General features: G+C 72.9%; 21 protein-coding genes. 11 read left to right on the forward strand and 10 right to left on the reverse strand.

What is annotated here, in order from left to right:
• Positions 1–67: 67 nt before the first annotated feature.
• Positions 68–268 (forward strand): hypothetical protein, encoded by a 201-nt coding sequence (locus QOZ86_RS00725; RefSeq protein WP_284490025.1) that lies wholly within the window; start codon positions 68–70, stop codon positions 266–268.
• A gap of 50 nt (positions 269–318) precedes the next feature.
• Complete coding sequence (locus tag QOZ86_RS00730) at positions 319–1,581, forward strand: EAL domain-containing protein (protein ID WP_284490026.1); 1,263 nt, start codon at positions 319–321, stop codon at positions 1,579–1,581.
• A gap of 7 nt (positions 1,582–1,588) precedes the next feature.
• Here QOZ86_RS00730 and QOZ86_RS00735 read toward each other — a convergent pair whose 3' ends face one another.
• Together QOZ86_RS00735 and QOZ86_RS00740 are read right to left on the reverse strand one after the other, a co-directional pair.
• Complete coding sequence (locus tag QOZ86_RS00735; RefSeq protein WP_284490027.1) at positions 1,589–2,494, reverse strand: GGDEF domain-containing protein; 906 nt, start codon at positions 2,492–2,494, stop codon at positions 1,589–1,591.
• A 371-nt stretch (positions 2,495–2,865) separates the two neighbouring features.
• Positions 2,866–4,743 (reverse strand): ABC transporter ATP-binding protein, encoded by a 1,878-nt coding sequence (locus QOZ86_RS00740; RefSeq protein ID WP_284490028.1) that lies wholly within the window; start codon positions 4,741–4,743, stop codon positions 2,866–2,868.
• Between the two features lie 43 nt (positions 4,744–4,786).
• Here QOZ86_RS00740 and QOZ86_RS00745 point away from each other — a divergent pair, with 43 nt between their 5' ends.
• On the forward strand, positions 4,787–5,203 hold the full coding sequence (locus QOZ86_RS00745) for a MarR family winged helix-turn-helix transcriptional regulator (RefSeq protein WP_284490029.1): 417 nt from the start codon (positions 4,787–4,789) through the stop codon (positions 5,201–5,203).
• Positions 5,204–5,254: 51 nt separating this feature from the next.
• Complete coding sequence (locus QOZ86_RS00750; protein ID WP_284490030.1) at positions 5,255–5,824, forward strand: DUF421 domain-containing protein; 570 nt, start codon at positions 5,255–5,257, stop codon at positions 5,822–5,824.
• Between the two features lie 266 nt (positions 5,825–6,090).
• On the opposite strand, the gene QOZ86_RS00755 is transcribed toward QOZ86_RS00750, so the two are convergent.
• From QOZ86_RS00755 to QOZ86_RS00790, 8 genes are all read right to left on the reverse strand, one after another.
• Positions 6,091–7,587 carry an aldehyde dehydrogenase (NADP(+)) gene (locus QOZ86_RS00755; RefSeq protein ID WP_284490031.1) on the reverse strand — a complete coding sequence of 499 codons (1,497 nt, stop codon included), beginning with the start codon at positions 7,585–7,587 and terminating at the stop codon, positions 6,091–6,093.
• The gene (locus QOZ86_RS00760) at positions 7,584–8,483 is read right to left on the reverse strand and encodes a fumarylacetoacetate hydrolase family protein (protein ID WP_284490032.1); all 900 of its coding nucleotides are present in this window, start codon (positions 8,481–8,483) and stop codon (positions 7,584–7,586) included. Before QOZ86_RS00760 ends, QOZ86_RS00755 begins: the two co-directional genes overlap by 4 nt.
• Positions 8,484–8,544: 61 nt before the next feature.
• Positions 8,545–9,321: an enoyl-CoA hydratase/isomerase family protein gene (locus QOZ86_RS00765; RefSeq protein ID WP_284490033.1), complete on the reverse strand. Its 777-nt coding sequence runs from the start codon at positions 9,319–9,321 to the stop codon at positions 8,545–8,547.
• A complete protein-coding gene (locus QOZ86_RS00770; RefSeq protein ID WP_284490034.1) occupies positions 9,308–10,978 on the reverse strand; it encodes a tripartite tricarboxylate transporter permease in 1,671 nt (556 codons plus the stop codon). Before QOZ86_RS00770 ends, QOZ86_RS00765 begins: the two co-directional genes overlap by 14 nt.
• 1 nt (position 10,979) lies before the next feature.
• Positions 10,980–11,612 (reverse strand): tripartite tricarboxylate transporter TctB family protein, encoded by a 633-nt coding sequence (locus QOZ86_RS00775; RefSeq protein WP_284490035.1) that lies wholly within the window; start codon positions 11,610–11,612, stop codon positions 10,980–10,982.
• Positions 11,609–12,589: a Bug family tripartite tricarboxylate transporter substrate binding protein gene (locus QOZ86_RS00780; RefSeq protein ID WP_284490036.1), complete on the reverse strand. Its 981-nt coding sequence runs from the start codon at positions 12,587–12,589 to the stop codon at positions 11,609–11,611. Before QOZ86_RS00780 ends, QOZ86_RS00775 begins: the two co-directional genes overlap by 4 nt.
• 41 nt (positions 12,590–12,630) lie before the next feature.
• Entirely contained in the window at positions 12,631–13,038 is a 408-nt protein-coding gene (locus QOZ86_RS00785) for a thioesterase family protein (protein ID WP_284490037.1), read from the reverse strand.
• 11 nt (positions 13,039–13,049) lie between these two features.
• Positions 13,050–14,315 carry a CaiB/BaiF CoA transferase family protein gene (locus QOZ86_RS00790; protein ID WP_284490038.1) on the reverse strand — a complete coding sequence of 422 codons (1,266 nt, stop codon included), beginning with the start codon at positions 14,313–14,315 and terminating at the stop codon, positions 13,050–13,052.
• Positions 14,316–14,496: 181 nt separating this feature from the next.
• On the opposite strand from QOZ86_RS00790, the gene QOZ86_RS00795 reads away from it, so the two are divergent.
• The 7 genes from QOZ86_RS00795 to QOZ86_RS00825 are packed head-to-tail and all read left to right on the forward strand — an operon-like array spanning position 14,497 to position 20,187.
• A complete protein-coding gene (locus tag QOZ86_RS00795; RefSeq protein WP_284490039.1) occupies positions 14,497–15,270 on the forward strand; it encodes a GntR family transcriptional regulator in 774 nt (257 codons plus the stop codon).
• Positions 15,254–15,685: an FAS1-like dehydratase domain-containing protein gene (locus QOZ86_RS00800; RefSeq protein WP_284490040.1), complete on the forward strand. Its 432-nt coding sequence runs from the start codon at positions 15,254–15,256 to the stop codon at positions 15,683–15,685. The genes QOZ86_RS00795 and QOZ86_RS00800 overlap by 17 nt, the downstream gene beginning before the upstream one ends.
• Complete coding sequence (locus QOZ86_RS00805; protein ID WP_284490041.1) at positions 15,682–16,080, forward strand: MaoC/PaaZ C-terminal domain-containing protein; 399 nt, start codon at positions 15,682–15,684, stop codon at positions 16,078–16,080. Before QOZ86_RS00800 ends, QOZ86_RS00805 begins: the two co-directional genes overlap by 4 nt.
• A complete protein-coding gene (locus QOZ86_RS00810; RefSeq protein WP_284490042.1) occupies positions 16,077–16,988 on the forward strand; it encodes a U32 family peptidase in 912 nt (303 codons plus the stop codon). Before QOZ86_RS00805 ends, QOZ86_RS00810 begins: the two co-directional genes overlap by 4 nt.
• Before the next feature lie 34 nt (positions 16,989–17,022).
• Positions 17,023–17,790, forward strand: coding sequence for a dihydrodipicolinate synthase family protein (locus QOZ86_RS00815; RefSeq protein ID WP_284490043.1), 768 nt, complete (start codon positions 17,023–17,025; stop codon positions 17,788–17,790).
• Positions 17,791–17,815: 25 nt separating this feature from the next.
• Positions 17,816–18,823, forward strand: coding sequence for a glycerate kinase family protein (locus QOZ86_RS00820; RefSeq protein WP_431521190.1), 1,008 nt, complete (start codon positions 17,816–17,818; stop codon positions 18,821–18,823).
• The gene (locus QOZ86_RS00825) at positions 18,820–20,187 is read left to right on the forward strand and encodes an FAD-binding oxidoreductase (RefSeq protein ID WP_284490045.1); all 1,368 of its coding nucleotides are present in this window, start codon (positions 18,820–18,822) and stop codon (positions 20,185–20,187) included. Before QOZ86_RS00820 ends, QOZ86_RS00825 begins: the two co-directional genes overlap by 4 nt.

Genomic DNA, 20,187 nt, shown 5'->3' on the forward strand with positions numbered 1-20,187 from the left:
CCGCCGGCCCGTGACGACGGAGCCCGCGCCTCGACCCGCATCTCGCCCCCCCGAGCCCGATCCGGTCGTGCGCACGGCCATGCACCAGGCCGTGCACGACGACGCCTGGCTGTACGAGCTGCCGGACGGCAACTTCCTCGGCCCCGGGTTGAGCCTGCCGGTCGGCGGCCCGTACGACCCCCAGGCCTGCTCTGCGGTCCTGCTGGGGTTCGCGGCGCTCGTGCCGACCGAGCGCGGCGCGAGCACCCCGGCCGACCGCTGGCCCTGACCGGCACCACCGTGGGGTGAGACCGCTCCAGTACCTGCCCTGGCCGGCCGATGAACGCGGAAACGGGCACGGCGGAGGAGAAGCACGTGGGCAGAGAACGCTCGGCAGCCGAGCAGCAGGTCGCCGAGCTGCTGCACACCGCGCGGAAGTCCCTGCGGCTCAGCGTCGCCTTCCTGAGCCGGCTCGACGGCACGACCCAGCACCTGGAGGTCGTCGACACCTCGGTGCCGTTCCTCTATCAGGAGGGCTACCAGCAACGCCAGGAAGACACCCTCTGCCAGGCGGTCCTGGACGAGAAGCTGCCGCAGGTGATCCCGAACCTGAAGGACTTCCCCGAGGCGATGAAGCTGCCGGCGGCCCGCATGCCGCGGCTGCGCAGCTTCGTCTCGGTGCCGGTCACCCTCAGCGACGGATCCCTCTACGGCACCTTCTGCGCGGCCGGGCTCACCTCGGACAAGGACCTGACCAGGCGCGACAAGGCGCTGATGGACGTGCTGGCCTCGGCGGCCGCCACGATCATCGAGCCGGAGGTCCGCTCGCAGGAGCGGCGCGTGGAGATCACCGGCCGCCTCGACCCGCTCATCGCCGCCGGTGGCCCCACCGTCGTTCTCCAGCCGATCGTCGCGCTCGCCACCGGCCGGCGCGTGGGTGCCGAGGCGCTCAGCCGCTTCCCCGGTGACTGGGGCATGCCGCCCGACGTCTGCTTCGCCGAGGCGCACAGCGTCGGCGCGGGCCACCGGCTGGAGCTGCTGGCGCTGGAGCGCGCCGCCGCCCTGCTCGACCGGGTCGGCGGGTACGTGGCCATGAACGTCTCGCCCGCCACGCTGCTCACCCCCGAGTGCGGCGTCCTCCTCGGCCGGCTGCCGCTCGAGCGGATACTGCTGGAGCTGTCCGAGCACGACCCGGTCGAGGACTACGCGGCGCTGACCGCCGCCCTCGCGCCGCTCCGGGCCGCCGGCCTGCGGCTGGCCATCGACGACGTCGGCGCCGGCTTCTCCTCGCTGCGGCACATCGTGGTCACCGCCCCCGACGTGATCAAGGTCGACCGGAGCATCGTCGCGGGCCTGGACACCGACCCGGTGCTCGCCAAGCTGGTCGCCTCCCTGGTCGAGTTCGCGCACGGCTGCGACGTCCAGGTGGTCGCCGAGGGAGTGGAGACCGCCGGGGAGAACGCCGTCCTGCGGGACCTGCGCGTCGACTACGGGCAGGGCTGGTACTTCGGCCGGCCCGGACCGCCCGAGGCGCTGGTGGACGTGGCCGCACCGCGCATCCCCGCGCCCCGCCGGGAGGTGTCCGCGGCCGTCGAGGTCTGACCGCGGCTCAGTCCCGGGGCGCCCGGCGGCGCTGGGAGCTCTTCGCCCCGTACATCGCACGGTCGGCACGGGCGATGACCTCGTCGGCCGTCTCGCCGGCGCGACCGACCGTGGCGCCCACGCTGACGCCGATCGTCAGCGGCCCCTCCGGTCCGGGGAACGACATGCCCAGCCGTGCGACGACGCGTGCGGAGAGCTCGGCCAGCTCGCGCTGGTCACCGGCCACGCAGAGGATGATGAACTCGTCGCCGCCGAACCGGGACACCAGGTGCTCGGGCCCGGCCACCTCCACCAGGCGGGTGGCCGCCTCGGCGAGCAGCTGGTCGCCCACCCCGTGCCCGAACCGGTCGTTCACCGTCTTGAAGTCGTCCAGGTCGCAGAAGAGCAGCCCGCAGTCCGACCCGTCGAGCCCGGCACGCAGCGCGTCGAACAACGCCCCCCGGTTGGCGACGCCGGTGAGGACGTCCGTGCGGGTCTGGTGGCGCAGTCGCGCCTCGCGCGCCCGGTCCTCGGTGACGTCGATGCCCACGCAGGCGACCGCGTAGGGCTGCCCGTCGTCGTCGAAGAGGACGGTGTTGCGCATCGCGACCCGCCGGAGATCGCCCCGCGCGTCGATCCAGTCGGCCTCCTGCGCGAAAGCCCTCCCGCTGGCGACCGCGAGGCGGATGGCGTCCTGCGCGTGCGGAACGTCGTCGGGTACCACCCAGACGTCCCAGAACCGCCGGCCGAGCAGGTCGTCGCCGTCCGCGCCGGTGAACCGCTGCAGGGCCGGATTGCCCAGCAGGATGCGTCCGTCGCCGTCCACGATGCACAGCAGCGCATCGACCGCCTGGACGAACGTGTGCGCGAGACCGACCTGGTCGTCCGCGGACGCGCGGGCGGCGTGCGGGGACGAGGCTCCGTGCCCAGCCACCTGATCACCCTCCCGGCGGTCGACGGACAAGCGGGTTGCGGACGGGCCCGGCGCCGTCAACGTACGCCGATGTCGCGGCCCGAGACTCCTTCCATGCTGCCCACGCACCCCCGGGTTCCTAACGTGCATCCGGACCGGCACGCCGAGTGACCAGCGGTTCTGGCCCGGGCGGCTCAGCGGGCGGCGGCCAGGAACGGGGAGTCGGGGTAGCCCTCGGGCCCTGAGGCGTAGAACGCGCGACGATCCAGGGCGCGTTGCCCACCACGCCCGGCGCCGATGGCGCCGGCATACGCATCGACGCGGTCGTGCGAGCGGGACAACCGCATCTGTGCGCATATCGGCGAAACGGAAGCGGCTCTGGCAGGGGCCGGTCAGCCGGCGAGGACGGCGTCCCGCTGCGCGATGCCGGCCAGCCGGGAGTACCGGCCGCCCCGGGCCATGAGCTCCTCGTGGGTGCCCTGTTCGACGATCCGCCCCGCGTCGAGGACGACGATGCAGTCGGCGTGCCGCACGGTCGATAGCCGGTGGGCGATGGTGATCGTCGTCCGGCCGCGGCTGGCCTCGTCGAGCGCGGCCTGCACCGCCCGCTCGGTCTCGTTGTCCAGCGCGCTGGTGGCCTCGTCGAGCACCAGCACCCGGGGGTCGCGCAGCAGCGTGCGGGCGATGGCCAGCCGCTGCTTCTCCCCTCCGGAGAACCGGTGCCCGCGCGCGCCGACGACGGTGTCGTAGCCGTCGGGCAGCGCGGCGATGACGTCGTGCACCTGGGCCCGGCGCGCGGCGTCGACGATCTCCTCGTCGGCGGCGTCGGGCCGGGCGTGCAGCAGGTTCTCCCGCACGGTGCCGTGCAGCAGGTAGGTCTCCTGGGAGACGACGCCCACGATGCGGGCGAGGTCGGCCAGCCGCACGTCGCGGACGTCGACGCCGTCGATCAGCACCCGTCCGGTGGTGGGGTCGTTGAGCCGCGCGACCAGCGAGGCCAGCGTGCTCTTGCCCGAGCCGGTCTCGCCGACCAGTGCCAGTGCCGAGCCCGCGGGGACGGCGACGTCGACGTCGGTCAGCGCGGGCCGGACGGCGTCGGGATAGCGGAAGCCGACGTGCTCGAAGCGCACCTCGCCACGGACGGAGGCACCGTCGACCGGCACCGGCTCGGCGGGGTCGTCGATGTCGACGCGCAGGTCGAGGTACTCGAAGACCCGGCTGAACAGGGCCATCGAGGCGGTCAGGGAGACGCCGATGTCGAGCAGCTGCACGAGCGGGCGGAAGAGCGCGCTCTGCAGCGTGGTGAAGGCGACCAGGGTGCCGATCGTCATGCCGCCGGAGGTCGCGGGCAGTCCGGCGGCCAGGTAGATCAGTGCCGGGATGCCGGCGAAGACGATGCTCATCGTGGCCATCCGCCAGCGGCCGGCCAGCTGCGACCGCACCTCGAGGTCGACCAGGTACTCCGACGTGCCGGCGAACCGCTGCGACTGCGCCGGCCCGGCGCCGAGGGTCTTGCCGAGCAGGACGCCGCTGACCGAGAGCCCCTCCTCCACCTGCGAGTGCAGGTCGGCCAGGTGCCGCTGGCGCTGGGCGGTGATCGCGCGGCGCATGCGGGCGACCCGGCGGGTGAGCCAGACCGCCGGGGGCAGCACCACGAGCGAGAGCAGGGACAGCCGCCAGCTCAGCACGGCCATGGCGGCCACCGTGCCGATGACCGTCGTGGCGCTCGAGGCGAAAGACGTCGCGGTCGAGGTGACCACCGACTGCATGCCGCCGATGTCGTTCATCAGCCGCGACTGCACTTCCCCGCCCTTGGTGCGGGTGAAGAAGCCCAGCGACTGGCGCTGCAGGTGGGTGAAGACCGCCGTCCGCAGGCCGTGCATGACCCGCTGCCCGACGGTCGTGGACAGCCAGGTCTGGCCCACGCCGAAGATCGCGGTGACCACCGTGACGGCGAGCATCCCGGCAACCGCCCACACCAGCAGCGGCACGTCCTGCTCGGGGATCGCCTCGTCGATGACCAGGCGGATGAGGAACGGGGTGGCCAGCGCGACTCCCGAGGACGCCACGATCAGAGCCATGACGACGGCCAGCTGCCAGCGGTAGGGGCGGAACAACGCCGCCACCCGGCTCCAGCGGACCGGGGAGCGCTCGAGCTGGGCGCGGTCGGCCGGGTCGGGCCGGCGCCCGGAGGTGCCTCCACCGCCGCCCCGACCGCCAGTCATCATCTCGGTGATGCCGCCACCTCCCGGTCCAGTTGCTGAGGTCACCTCATCATGAGGTGAATGCACAGATGCTCGCTACCATTCCCCCGTGGCGGACGACGGGACCGGGGATCTGGGCGACCTGCTGATGCGCGTGGCCCGCACCCAGCGCCGCCGCTGGCGCGCCGCCCTCGCCCCGTGGGACCTGTCCCCCCACCAGGCCCGGGCGCTGCGGGTGGTCTGCGAACGCGACGGCGTCCGGCTGTCGGACCTCGCCGAGTCGCTGCACATCGCCCCGCGGTCGGCCACCGAGGTCGCCGACGGCCTGCAGGACCGCTGCCTGGTCGAACGCACGCCCGACCCTGGTGACCGGCGGGCGGTGATCCTCCGCGCCACCGACGAGGGCCGGCGGGTCCGCGCCGAGGTGGGGCGCGCCCGGACCGCGGACTCCACGGAGCTCTTCGCCCGCCTCGACGACGACGACCGGGCCGCGCTCGCGCGGATCCTGCGCACGCTCGCCGACTGATCCGGCCCCCGACAATGGGGCGGCCCGCTCACCGCCGTCCGGGGAGGCCCGATGCAGGAGCAGCTGGGGATCGACTGGGGAACGGCCGGGCTGGTCGTCCTCTCCACCGTGGCCATGTACCTGACGCTGGTCCTGTGCGTGCGGCTGGTGGGCCAGCGGAGCCTGGCCACGATGTCGAGCTTCGACCTCGGCTGCGCCATCGCCCTGGGTGCGGTGGTCGGCCGGACGGCGCTCCTCCTGGACCCCACCCTGGCCACCGGCGTGCTCGCCATGGTCACGCTGTTCGCGACGCAGACGACGCTGGCCCGGCTGCGGCAGAGTCGGTGGGTCGACCGGCTGATGAACCGGCCCCCGGTCCTGCTCATGGTCGGCCCGACCCCGCTGGTGGACAACATGCGCGCCGCGCACGTCGCCGAGGACGAGCTGCGGCAGAAGCTGCGGCTGGCCGGCATCCGCGACCTCGCGGAGGTGCGCTGCGTCGTCCTCGAGCGCACCGGTGCGGTCAGCGTCATCCGGCAGTCCGAGCCGCTGGACCCGTGGCTGTTCTCCGACGTCCCGGGCGCCGAACGCCTGGTGCTGCCCGCTCAGGAGGAGCGGGACACCACGGGTCGATCCGCCTGAGAGGCCCGGCGCCGGGGACGGACCGCGCATCCTCCGGAAGCTCGCCGGCCGGGCGATGACACGGCACGCAGCCCCGGTGGCCACCCGCGGGGTCGGCTCGGCGCACCACACCACACCGCACCACACCGCACCGCACCGCCGACCGTCGCGCCGTGCTCGACCGCTTCGCCGCCGACATCGCCGGAACGAGGACCGCTCTGCCGCCTGAGTGCCTGCGGCACCGAACCAGGGCCGGCCCCACGTACGTGGGGCCGGCCCTTCGTCGCTCAGGCCCCCGCCAGGTCCTCGCTCGACAGCCTGCCGTCGAGACGACGGGGAATCTGCGCCACGTTGCGGTCCTGCAGCGCCTCGTCGAGGAGGGCCGCAGGCACGTCCTGGTAGGTGACCGGCCGGAGGAACCGGCGGATCGCCGTCATCCCGACCGAGGTGTGCAGGGGCGCGCTGGTCGCCGGCCACGGTCCGCCGTGGTGCATCGCCCACGAGACCGCGACGCCGGTGGGCCAGCCGTTCCAGACGATCCGCCCCGCCCGGTCGCGTAGCTCGCGGACCAGTGGCCGGACCAGCTCCACCTCGTCGTCCTCGGCGTGCACCGTGGCCGTGAGGTTGCCGCCGAAAGCCCGCGCCGCGGCCAGCACCTCGTCCATGCCCGCGTACTCGACCAGCACCGACGTCGGCCCGAAGCACTCCGGCAGCACCCGTTCCCGGTCGGCCAGCAGCGTCGCCAGATCGGTCGCCAGGAGGGTCGCCCCGGCACGTCCGCCGTCGCCCGGATCGCCGTCGACGGCCGCCACGACGCGCATTCCCGGCAGCGCCGCCAGCTCGGCCCGGACGGCATCGTGCCCGCTGCGGATCCGCTCGTGCAGCATCCGCGCGGGGGCCACCCCGCCGACCCCACGCGCCAGTGCGTCGTCCAGGCCGTGCCCGCGGGGCAGGAACAACAGTCCCGGCTTGGTGCAGAACTGGCCGACACCCAGGGTGAACGACGTGACGAACCCGGCGGCGATCTCCGCTCCCCGGGCGCGGACCGCCCCCGGCGTGACGAACGTCGGGTTCAGGCTGCCCATCTCCGCGTAGAACGGGATCGGGACGTCCCGCGCCGCAGCGATCCGGTACAGCGTCGCTCCTCCGTGCAACGAGCCGGTGAACCCGGCCGCGGTGATACGGGGGTCGCGCAGCGCCTCCACACCGGCCTGCTCGCCGGTGATCAGCGCGAACGTAGCTGCCGGCATGCCCGCGCCCTCCCACGCCGCCCGGACCACCTCGGCGGTGCGCACCGAGGTCTCCGGGTGCCCCGGATGAGCCTTGACGACCACGGGACAGCTCGCCGCCAGCGCCGAGGCGGTGTCGCCGCCGGCCACGCTGAACGCGAACGGGAAGTTGCTGGCCGCGAAGACGAGCACCGGCCCGAGCGGCACCTGCATCCGACGCAGGTCCGGGCGCGGCACCGGCGTCGCCGCGGCGTCGGCGGGATCGATGACGACGTCGAGGAACGACCCCTCCACCAGCCCGTCGGCGAACATCCGCAGCTGACCGCTGGTGCGCGCGACCTCCCCGGCCAGGCGGGGGACGGGGAGCCACGTCTCCCGGACCGCGACGTCGACGAGCTCGTCGGTTGCCGCGTCGAGAGCGTCGGCGACCGCCCGCAGCGCCGCGGCCCTGTCCGATCGACCGGTGTCCGCGAGGGCCGGGCTGCTCGCGGCCAGGCCGGCGAGCACCGCCTCCAAGGTCGCGGAGCCCGTGTCGGGCACCCCGGTCGCCGTCATCGGGCAGCTCCGGCGGGCACGCGGCGCGCGGCCGCCGCTCGGGCGGCAGCCAGCGTCCCGACGGGGTTGGTCAGGGTGCCGACGTGCTCCACGGTCACCGTGACGACGTCGCCGTCGACGAGCGTGAAGTCCAGGTCGGGCACGATGCCGGTCCCGGTCGAGAGCACCGCTCCGGCGGGGAAGCCCATCCCGCGCACCAGGTGGCCGACGAGATCGGGCAGCGACCGGCGCATGCGCCCCGTCGACGTCGTTCCCTCGAACACCGTGGCGCCCTCGCGGGTCACCCGGACTCCGATGTCGAGGCCGGCCGGGTCGGGCACCTCCCACGCGGGGCGGATGCCGGTCGCCAGCGCACAGCTGCCGGCGTAGACCTTCGCCTGCGGCAGGTAGAGCGGGTTCTCGCCCTCGATGTCGCGCGAGGAGACGTCGTCGCAGACGGTGTAGCCGAAGATCTCCTCAGTGGCGGTCACGACGACGGCGAGCTCCGGCTCGGGAACCGTCACCGCCGAGTCGGGCCGGATCGCGATCGGGTCGCCGTCGGTCACGACCCGCCAGGCGGCGGACTTGAAGAACAGCTCCGGCCGCTCGGCGGCGTAGACGCGGGCGTAGATGTCCTGCGTCTGGCTCTCCTCGACACGGGCGTCCATGGAGCGCTCGTAGGTGACACCGGACGCCCAGACCTCGGTCAGCCCGTCGACCGGCGGCAACAGCCGTACGTCACCGACGGGGACGGGCGACTCCCCCGCCGCGCGCTCCACCAGGGTGCGCGCCTCGGCCAGCCCGAGCGCCAGGAGCGCAGCCATCGTGTCCACGCCCGGGATGGGCCGTACGGCGCCGTCGTCCAGGACGCCGAGCCGCACCGTGCCGTGGGACTCGTAGCGCACCACGTGGGTCATCGGTCCTCCTCCACGGTCTCTCCAGGAGCTGCTCGCCGTGCGCCGACGTCGGACGGCTCCGTCACCGGCCCTGCCACGCGACCGGCTGCTTGGTCGCGAACGCCGCGACCGCGGTGTGGAAGTCCTCGCTGCCGAAGACCCGGGTGACGATGTCGTTGCCGTCGGGGATCGCGGCCCGGCGGATGCGGCGGACCGCCTCCTTCGCCGCCCACATGCTCAGCGGCGCGTGCGCGAGCAGTGTCGTGACGACGCCGTCGGTGACCGCCTCGAGCTGGTCCTCGTCGCACAGCTCGGCGACAAAGCCGGCCGCGGCTGCCTCCTCGCCGGTGAACAGCCGGGCCCGCAACAGCATGTCCAGCGTCCGCGCCGGGCCGAGGTGGCTGAGCAGGAGCGAGTAGTTGTTCATCGACAGGCAGTTGCCCAGCGTGCGGGCGATCGGGATGCCGAACCGGGCCGACGGGGTGGCGATCCGGAGGTCGCACACCGACGCGATGCTCAACCCACCGCCGACGCAGAAGCCGCGGATCGCCGCGACGGTCGGGACGCCGACGTCCTCGATGCGGCTGATGATCCGGGTGATCTTCTCCTCGTACGCGACGCCGTCCTGACCGCTGGAGAACTCGCTGAACTGGCCGATGTCGGTGCCGGCGACGAAGGCCTTGTCGCCGGCCGCCTTGAGCACGAGCACCCGGATCTCGTCGTCGGCGTCGGCCCGCTCGCAGGCCTCGTAGAGGCCCTCGTACATCCCCCAGGTCATCGCGTTGCGCTGCCGCGGGCGGTTGAAGGTCACGGTCAGGACGCCGCCGTCGGCGTCGACGAGCAGCTCAGGGTCGTCCACGGGTCTCCTCAGAGGTCGACGTGTCCGCGGCGGTGCGCGGACCGGTGGTCGCGCCGGGGGCGGCGGTGTCGCCCCCGGTGGCGGTGTTGCCCGCGACGGCGGGAAACTCGGGGCGAGGGGCGTCCGGATCCCCCGCCGTCGGTCCGGCGGCCGACGGGCCGGCTGGGCCGCCGTCGCGCGTCCGGCGACGCCGCAGGATGTGGGCGAGCAGGGTCGGCGCGACGATCTGCAGGGCCGCGATCGCGAGGACCACCAGGGCCAGCGGTCGGGTGAAGACGATGCCGACGTTGCCGTCGCCGATCGCCGACGTCTGCACGAGCGCCTTCTCGAACAGCGGGCCGAGCACCACGCCGAGGACCAGGGGGGCCATCGGCAGGTCCAGCCGCTTCATGAAGTAGCCGATGATCCCGAAGATCACGACGACCCAGACGCTGTACATGCTGTTCCCGATCGAGTACGCCCCGACCAGGCTGGTCAGCAGGATCAGCGGGTACATGTAGCCGTAGGGCACGCGCAGCATCTGCGCGAACACCGGTGCCAGCGGCAGGTTCAGCACCAGCAGGATCAGGTTGCCGATGAAGAACGAGGCGAGCAGGCCCCACACCAGCGCCGGCTGCTGCTCGAAGAGCAGCGGGCCGGGGTCGATGCCGTAGATCATGAAGGCGCCGAGCAGGACGGCGGTGGTCGCACCACCCGGGATGCCGAGGGTCAGCGTCGGCACGAAGTTGGCGTTCGCGGCCGCATTGTTCGCGGCCTCGGGGGCTGCCACGCCCTCGATCGCGCCGGTGCCGAACTCGCTGCCCCGCTTGCTGACCCGCCGCTCGATGCCGTACGCCATGAACGATGCCAGCGTCGAGCCCGCGCCGGGCAGGATGCCGAAGAGGAAACCGAGGAAGCTGCCGCGCAGGATCGGGCCACCGGACCGCTTGAGGTCTGCCGGCTTGATCATCAGCTCGCGGAAGCCGGCGCGGATCGGCGCCGCGGCGCCCTCCCGGATCTGGTTGAGCACCTCACCGACCGCGAACAGACCGATCATCACCTCGACGAACGGGATGCCGGAGAGCAGGTAGATCGAGTCGAAGGTGAACCGCGAGGTGCCGCTGCCGACGTCGACACCGACCGTGGCGATGAGCAGCCCGACCAGGGCCATCAGCAGGCCGAGTCTCCGGTTGTCGCCCGCGAAGCTGATGATCGTGGCCAGGCCCAGGACCATCACCGCCAGCATCTCCGGCGGGCCGAAGTCGAGCGCGAACGCGGCGAACGGCGGCGCGAGGGTGACCAGCAGGGCGAGCGAGATGATCGCGGCGACGAACGAGCCGATCGCCGAGATCGCGAGCGCCGCGCCGGCCCTCCCCTGGCGGGCCATCTGGTAGCCGTCGAGGGTCGTGACGACGGTCGCGGCCTCGCCCGGTGTGGAGATGAGCACCGAGGTGATCGTCCCGCCGTACTGGGAGCCGTAGTAGATGCCGGCCAGCATGATCAGGCCGGTGACGGGCTCCAGCCCCAGGGTGAGGGGCATGAGGACGGCGACACCGGTGGTGGACCCGAGGCCCGGGAGGACCCCGATCACGGTGCCCATGAAGACGCCGACGAAGCACCAGAGGATGTTCTCGAGGCTCAGGGCGGTCGAGAATCCCAGGACGAGGTTGTCGAGCACGTCAGCCTCCGATCCCGATCAGGCCGTCGGGCAACGGCACGTTGAGGAACTGGGCGAAGACCGCCCACACGATCACGACCGCCACGAGGGAGATCACGACCGAGGGCAGCCAGGCGCGGCGCTCGACGACGGCGGAGATGAACACCGACAGCACGAAGAAGGCACCGAGGAAGCCCAGCACGGGCACGAGGAGGACCGTGACGACGAGCGCGCCGAACACGATCCACAGCTGGCGGCCCCGCGTGGCCGACGTCCGGCCGTAGATGTCCACGTCGTCGTCGTCCGCCGCGCCGGGGGTCGCGCTGCCCCCACCCCCGGCGGTGTCGGCCACCACCGCCCCGGCCGTGGCGGCCGGGGCAGCGGTGTTCGAGGTGACGGAGGCCGCGACCTCCGCCAGGCCGTGCGTGTGGTCGTCCCTCCGGCCGCGGAGCGTCCCGATGAACTCCCAGCCGCCGATCAGCGCGATCCCGGCGCCCACCACGGCGGGCACGAGCCCGGGACCCACCCTGGCGCCCTCCTTGAAGAGGCCGTAACCGATCGCGGTGACGAGGGCGAGGAGCCCGATCGCGGTGAGCAGTCCGTAGGCGACGGCGTGCTCGACGGAGACGCTCCGCTTGCCGGAGGGCGCGGTCACTCGCCGATCACCTGCTGCAGGAGCTCGTTGTTGCCCTCGAGGTACTCGACGAACTCGTCACCGGAAGCCGTGTTGGGCTGCAGGTAGTTGTCCTCGATGTAGGTCTGGTACTCCTCGGTCTCGACCGCGGCCTCCATCGTGTCGATCCAGTACTGGCGGGCCTCCTCGCTGATGCCGCCGGGTGCGAGCACCCCGCGGAACTGCGCGAAGGAGACGTCGATGCCCTGCTCCGCGGCGGTCGGGATGTCGGCCAGGGCCTCGTAGTCGTAGCGCTCCTCCGAGAAGGCGCACAGCGCCCGCACGTCGCCGGACTCGAGCTGGCCGATGATCTCGCCGGGGTTGAGGGAGGCGATGTCGATCTGACCGCCGAGCAGGGCCGCGGTCAGCTCGCCACCGGACTCGAAGGGCACGCGGTCGAACTCGGCGCCGGTCTCCTGCTCGGTGAGCGTGAAGACGATGTTGTCCAGGCCGGTGATCCCGCTGATGCCGGCGGTGATCCGCTCGCTCTTCGCCGCCTCGACGACGTCGGCGCAGGTCTGGTACGGGCTGTCGGCGTTCACGATCATCAGGGTGAAGTCGTCGGCCAGCTTCATGATCGGCGTGAAGTCGGTGTAGTCGAACTCCACCTCACCGGAGATCGGCAGGGCCAGCAGCGCCGTCTCGGTGGCCAGCAGCAGGTTCTCGTTACCGCTCTCGCCGAGGAAGTAGGAGTAGCCGACGGCGCCGGAGCCGCCCTCGCGGTTCTCGACGGAGACGGTGAGGTCCTCGTTCGCCGCCTCGATCATCGTCCCGGTGGCGCGGCCGGCCAGGTCGCTGCCGCCGCCGGCGCCGAACGGGACGACCATGGTGACGTCGCCGCGCGGCTCGAATCCGCCGTCGGCCCCGGTCGAGCCACCGGAGTCGCCACCGCTGCAGGCGGCGAGGGACAGAGCGAGGACCGGGGTCCAGGCCAGGACGGCGGAACGCGTGCGCTTCACGGGTACTCCCTTGTTGGTGGGGCGGGGCAGGAGGGGGGAACTCATCGGGTACCGCCGCCTACCTGCTCGGCCTTGGCGGCCAGGCGGGACTCGAAGCCGGGGAGGTCGATGACGAACCGCTCGTGGGTGCCGGTCCCGATGACCTCGGTGTCGTCCTCGACGCGGATGTCGAAGACCACACGGCGCCGGTCGACCTCGGTGACGGTTGCCGTGGCCGTGACCGTCTGACCGCGCAGGGTCGGCGCGGTGTGCGCGATGTCGACCTTGCTGCCGACGCTGGCCTGGTCCTCGCGGAGGTGCGGGGCCAGGCCCTCGATCGCCGCCTCCTCCAGCAGGAGCACCAGGTTCGGCGTCGAGAAGATGTCGTACTCGCCGCGACGGGTGCAGTGCTCCGCCTCGACGGTGCGTGCCAGGACGCCCTGGACGCCGGGTTCGAGAGTGCTGCTCATGGTTGGGCTCCTCAGAGGGGTCGGTCGTCGGCGGGCAGGGGCGGTGCGGCAGGGGATGCGGCCACGGCGTGCGCCGGGTCGGCGGCGACCCCGGACTCGATCAGCTCGTCGACCTCGTCGGCCGGGATCTCCGCCCACTCGAGCGCGGCGCGGGTGCCCGCTCCGAGCTGCGGGCCGGCCGAGTCCTGACGGGCGGGGGTCCGCGACAGGCGCATGGGCGACCCGAGCTGGCGGACCGGGCCCAGGGTCGGGTGCGGCGCGTCCCAGAAGTAGTGGCGCTGGTTCAGGTGGTCGTCGGTGAACACCTGGCCGTAGTCGGCGATCGGGGCGCAGGGCACCCCCGCCTCGTCGAGCGCCGCGACCACCTCGTCGGTCGTCCGGGTGGTGGTGGCTGCCTCGATCGCCGGGATGAGGGTGTCCCGGTGGCCGTGCCGCGTGGAGGCGTCGGAGTAGCGCTCGTCGTCGAGCAGCTCCTCCAGGCCGAGCGCGGCGCACAACCCCTTCCACGTCTTCGGGGTGACGGCACCGACGGTGACGTAGCCGTCGGAGGTGCGCACCGCCTGGTAGGGGGCGGTGCTCTGGTGCGCCGAGCCCAGCGGCCGGCCGACCTCGCCGGTCGCGAAGTACTTGCCGGCCTCCCAGATGGCGAAGGAGACGCCGCTCTCGAGCAGCGACACGTCCAGGTACTGGCCCTCGCCCGAGCGGTCGCGCTCCTTGAGGGCGGCGGTCACGCCGAGCGCGACGTACATGGCGCAGACGAGGTCGCAGATCGGGACGCCGATCTTCACCGGATCGCCGTCCGGAGTGCCCGTGATGCTCATCAGTCCACCGCGGGCCTGCGCCATGATGTCCAGGCCGGGCAGCGAGGCCAGGGGGCCGTCCTGCCCCCAGCCCGACGCGGAGGCGTAGACGATGCGCCGGTTGACCTCGCGGATCGCCTCGTAACCGAAGCCCAGCCCCCGCATGGCACCGGGACGGAGGTTCTCGACGAGCACGTCGGCCCGGGCGGCCAGGCGCAGGAACGCCTGCTTCCCTTCCGGCGACTTCAGGTCGAGGGCCACCGACTCCTTGTTCCGGTTGAGCCGGACGAACGGGGAGCTCTCACCGTCGAGGAACGGCCCGGTGTCCCGCACGGGGTCACCACCGGTGGGGTTCTCGATCTTGAGGACCCGGGCTCCGAGGTCGGCCAGCTGCATCGTGGCGAACGGGGCGGCCATGAAGGCGCCGACCTCGAGCACGGTGATCCCGGCCAGCGGACCGTTCGTTTCGACCGCCATCAGCAGCCTCCGTTCCAGATGTCGCGGTGCTGGAGGTGGTGCACCTCACAGCGAATGGACTATTGTCTACAAAAGCCAGGCCGGTATGACAAGGGTCACAGCCTGAACCGTTACCAAGAGATGCCGACGTCGGGACCGGGCAGGCTTGGGGACGTCCACCCCCCAAGAGAGGAGGAACACCGTGACCGCTCAGCCGGAACCGGTGTCCTCCGCGCGCCGTATCGCGGCGCCCCCCAGCATGTCGACCCTGGCGGCCGAAGCCCTGCGGGAGATGGTGCTCAGCGGCGAGCTGCAGCCCGGGGACCGCGTGATCGAGAACCGGCTCACCGAGCAGCTCGGGGTCAGCCGGCCTCCGCTGCGCGAGGCGATGCGGGTCCTCGAGCAGGAGGGCCTGATCGTCCAGGTGCCTCGCAAGGGCGCCGTCGTCGCGCCGGTCACGCCGCACGACATCTACGAGATCGTCTCGCTGCGCGAGGAGATCGAGCAGATCGCCGTCCGGCTCGGTGTTCCTGTCCGCTCGCAGGAGCGGCTGGACCGGCTCCGCGAGGCGTTCGCCGACCTGGAGGCGGCCGCCGAGGAGGACGGCGCCCCCGGAGTGGTGGCGTGCAGCTTCGCCTTCCACCTGGCGATCGTCGGGCTGGCCGGTCACCGGCGGCTCGAGGACGTCTACCGCTCCCTGTCGCTGCAGATGCGCATGTGCATGGCCATGAACCGCCGCGCCCGCGCCGGCATCGAGACCGCCCGCCAGGACGCCGGACGGCACCGCCCGCTCATGGAGCTGGTCGAGGCCGGTGACGTCGAGGGCATGGCACACACGCTCGCCCACCACGGCCAGCGCACCTACCTGCTCAGCATCGAGGACGACGCGGAAGGCCACTCCCCGGAGTCCCGGGCGTGGTTCGCACGGATCCGCCAGGAGGAAGAGGAGGCGATGCGGCATGACGGACACCACTGAGAGCAGCACCGGCACGGACGCGTTCGACGCCCTGCAGCGAGCCATCGGCTGGACCGCCGAGGAACGCGTCGACGTCGTCGAGCGGCGGCACCTGCGCGACTACCGGCGGGCCCTCGGCGCGGACGAGAACGGCACCGACGTGCCGGCCACGATCACCGCCTGCTTCCTCACCGAGCCGCCCACCATGCCGGAGGCCCTGGCCTACGGCCTGGGATGGATCAACGGGGGCGACCGCTTCGAGGTCCACCGCCCGCTGCAGCTCGGCGACGAGGTCACCTCGCAGCTGACCTTCACCGGGGTCGAGGAGAAGAAGGGCCGCACCGGCACCCTCGCCCTGCTGACCTTCGTCACCGACTTCCGACTGCCGGACGGGACGCTGGCGGTCCGCCACGTCGGGACGCGGGTGCGGCGATGACCGACCCGCAGGCGGAGGAGACCACCCGCGTCGAGAGCGCGTCGCTGCGCACGCTCGTGCAGTACGCCGGTGCCAGCGGCGACTTCTACGAGATGCACTACGACATCCCCTTCGCGCAGGCGCGCGGCCACCGCGAGCTCGCGGTGCACGGCCTGCTGAAGACCGGCTGGCTCGGCCGGCTGGTGGAGGAGTGGTTCGCCGGACGGGGCCGGATCACCGTCCTGGACGTGAGCTACCGCGGCATGGACTTCCGCGACGAGCCGGTCACCTGCGCAGGCCGGGTCACCGGTCGCAAGGGCGACCGCGTCGCTCTCGAGGTCTGGACGGCGAGCGCGGACGGCACGAGGACGACCATCGGAACGGCCGAGGTCGAGCTGACGAAGGGCCCGGCATGACCCTGGAACGCATCAACAGCCTGTGCGCCGGCCTGGGGCACCCCGTGCTCACCGACGGGGCGGACTCCATGGAGCGCTTCCCCGACGGCTCCCGGTACAAGGTGGAGATCCCCAGCTGCGAGGGCCCCGACGTCATGGCGGCCGTCCTCCACGAGGCCGACCACCGCGGGGTGCCGGTCCACCGGGTCTCGCAGGGCAGCGGTGTGATGATGCTGACCGACGCCGAGATCGAGCGGATGGCGACCCTGGGCGCCGAGCACGGCGTCGAGGTCAACCTCTTCCTCGGGCCACGCAGCTCCTGGGACATCGGCGGCCAGGCCAAGGTATCGGCCGCCGTCGGCGCCGCCGCCCGCGGGAACGCCGCCGTCGCCGCCTCCCTCTGCGACGCCGAGCGGGCCGTCCGGCTCGGGATCCGCAGCCTCCTGGTCGGCGACCTGGGCGTCCTCGCCCTGCTGGGCCGGATGAAGCGCGACGGGCAGCTGCCCGAGGACCTCGTGCTGAAGACGTCGGTGCTGATGCCGCTGTCCAACGGCCCGACCGCGGCCCTGTACGAGCAGGTGGGGGCGACCAGCCTCAACATCTCCACCGACCTGACCGTCCCGCAGATCGCCGAGATCCGGGCCGCGACGACGGTGCCGATCGACATGTACGTCGAGGTGCCCGACGACCAGGGCGGTGCCGTCCGCTTCTACGACGTCCCCGAGGTCGTCCGCGTGGCCGCACCGGTGTACCTGAAGCTCGGGCTGCGCAACGCCCCGAACATCTACCCGGTCGGCGGACACATCGGCGCCATGGCCCAGAACCTGGGCCGGGAGCGCGTCCGGCGGGCCGAACTGGTCCTGCGCCTGCTCGCCGAGCTCGCACCCCGGCTGAGCGAGACGCCGGCCACGGCCTCCGTCGCCGGTTGATCCGGCCCGTCGCTCCCACTCGAGAGGAAGCCTCATGCCTCCGCTGTTCACCGGTGTCGGCGTCGCGCTCGTCACGCTGTTCGACGACGACCGCCGCCTCGACACGGCTGCGACCGCCGACTTCGCCGTCCGGCTGACCGACCTCGGCATGCGGTCGGTGCTCCTCGCCGGGACGACGGGCGAGGCCATGTCATTGTCGGCCGACGAGCGGACCGCGCTGATCCGGGCCGTCCGGGCCGCCGTCCCTGCCGACGTGCCGGTGCTGGCAGGAACGGGTGCCCCCACCGGGGCGCAGGCCGCCGACCTCACCGAGCGGGCCTTCGACGCCGGCGCCGACGCTGCGCTGGTCCTCTCGCCGCCCGCCGTCGCCGATCCACGGCCGTACTACGACCGCGTCGCGCAGGCAGCCGGCGACCGGCCGCTCCTGGCCTACCACTTTCCCTTCGCCGCCTCGCCCGGCATCCCGGTCGAGGTGCTGCCCGACCTGCCGGTCACCGGGCTCAAGGACTCCTCCGGCGATGCCGGCCGGCTGCTCGACGAGCTGGAGGTCTTCGACCGGGACGTCTACGTCGGCGCAACCACCGTGCTGACGATGGGCGGCGCGGTCGGGGCCACCGGGGCGATCCTGGTCCTGGCCAACGCCGAGCCCGAGCGCTGCATCGCCGCGTTCGCCGGCGACGGCAAGGCCCAGGTGGAGCTGGCCGCTCCGCACCGCGCCTCGATGGTCGGCTTCCCGGCCGGCATCAAGAACCTGGTCGCCGAGCGCTTCGGTGTCTCGGCGGTCGCCCGGGTGGGTTCGTGACCGGCGTCCCGCTCCGATGAGGACGGTGCTCGCGGCTCCGGACAAGTTCCGCGGCTCGGCGTCGGCCCCGGAGGTGGCCGCGGCGATCGCCGCCGCCGCCGAGGGGGCGGGGTGGACCTGCGTGCAGCTCCCCCTGGCCGACGGCGGCGAAGGCACCCTCGACGCGTTCGGGGGCGCGAACCGGACGACGAGGGTCACCGGCCCGCTGGGCACTCCGGTCGACGCGCCCTGGCGGATGGGGGACGACGGCGTGGCGGTGGTCGAGAGCGCCCGCGCCTCCGGTCTCGACCTCGCGGGCGGGGCCGACGGCAACGATCCGGTGCGCGCGACCAGCAGGGGCACCGGCGAGCTCGTCGCCGCCGCCCTCGCCGAGGGCGCCCGCCGCGTGATCGTGAGCCTGGGCGGTTCGGCCACCACCGATGGCGGGTTCGACACCGTCGAGGTGCTCGAGGCGCACGGACCGTTCGACGGCCGGGACGGCCGGCCGGAGGTGCTGGTCGCCTGCGACGTGCGCACGACGTTCTCCGACGCCGCGATCGTCTTCGGGCCGCAGAAGGGCGCCTCCCCGCAGCAGGTGGTCGAGCTGACCGGCCGTCTGGACCGGCTGGCCTCGCTCTACCGGCAGCGCTACGGGATCGACCTGGCGGAGGTCCCGGGCTCGGGAGCCGCCGGTGGCCTGGGAGGGGCGTTCGCGGCGCTGGGCGCCCGGCTCGTGCCGGGCTTCGGGCTGATCGCCGAGCACACCACGCTGTCCGACGCCGTCCGCTCGGCCGATGCCGTCGTCACCGGCGAGGGCAAGCTCGACGCCGAGTCCTTCAACGGCAAGGTCGTGGGCGGCGTCCTGGAGCTGGCGCGGGTACACGGTGTGCCGTCGCTGGTCGTGGCGGGCGCCGTCGAGGAGCAGGTCGCCGCGCCGGCGACCGCGGTGTCCCTGCTGGACTCCTTCGGCCCGGAGGCCGCCTGGGGTGATCCGCTGGGCTGCATCGAACGAGCCACGACGAGGTGGCTGCGGAAGGAAGTGACACGACCGTGAGCGCACCCATCACCGAGCTCGAGGCCTCGCTGCCCGAGGGCAGCGTCGTCACCGACCCCGCCACCAGCGATACCTACCGGCACGACAGCGCCAGCTTCTGCACGGCCGGCACGCCGCTGGCCGTCGTCCGCCCCATCACGACCGAGCAGGTGCAGACCGTGCTGCGGTGGGCGTCGGCGCACCAGGTCCCGGTCGTGCCCCAGGGCGCCCGGACCGGCCTCTCGGGTGGCGCCAACGCGATCGACGGCGCCCTGATGGTCTCGATGGTGCGCATGGACCGCATCGTGGAGATCGACGAGGTCGACCAGGTGGCGGTCGTCGAGCCCGGTGTGATCAATGCCGACCTGTCCCGTACGGTGGCCGACGTCGGGCTGTTCTACCCGCCGGACCCGTCGTCCTGGGAGATGTCGACCATCGGCGGAAATCTCGCCACCAACGCCGGCGGCCTGTGCTGCGTGAAGTACGGCGTCACCGCCGACTTCGTCCGGGGCCTGGAGGTGGTGCTCGCCGACGGCGAGGTGGTGCGGGTCGGACGCCGGACCGCCAAGGGGGTGGCCGGCTACGACCTCACCCGGCTGATGGTGGGCTCCGAGGGCACCCTCGGGATCATCACCCAGGCCACGCTGGCCCTGCGCCCCGCGCCGGAACCCGCCCTGACGATGGCCGCCGTGTTCGACAAGACCGCCGACGCCATGACGGCCGTCGCGCGGATCATGGCGTCGGGTCTGCGCCCCTCGATGATGGAGTTCCTGGACGGACCGTCGATCCGCGCCGTGCAGGCCTACCGCGACATGGGGCTGCCGGTGGACGCGGAGGCGCTCCTCATCACCCAGTCCGACCGCGGTTCGCTTGCCGCAGCCGACGTCGCCGCCATGGGTGCGATGTGCGAGGAGCTGGGGGCGACCGAGGTCGCCGTCGCCGGGGACGCTGCCGAGTCGGCGATGCTGACCCAGGCCCGGCGGCTGGTGAACCCGGCGGTCGAGGAGCTGGGCGCGACGCTCGTCGACGACGTCGCCGTCCCCCGGGCCCACCTGGTGGACCTGCTGGCGGGCATGGACCGGATCGCCGCAGACAACGACGTGCTCGTCGTCTGCCCAGGCCACATCGGCGACGGCAACATGCACCCCACCGTGGTCTTCGACCGGGGCGACGCCGCCGCGGCGGAGCGCGCCCAGCTCGCCTTCGACGCGATCATGAGGCTCGCCCTGGAGCTCGGCGGCACCATCACCGGCGAGCACGGCGTCGGGCTGCTCAAGAAGACCTGGCTGCGCCGCGAACTCGGCGAGCGGTCCTACGCCCTGCAGCAGAGCATCAAGTCGGTGTTCGACCCGCAGGGGATCCTCAACCCCGGCAAGGTCCTCTGA

This window comes from Blastococcus capsensis (genome assembly GCF_030165005.1).
Lineage (GTDB): Bacteria > Actinomycetota > Actinomycetes > Mycobacteriales > Geodermatophilaceae > Blastococcus > Blastococcus capsensis.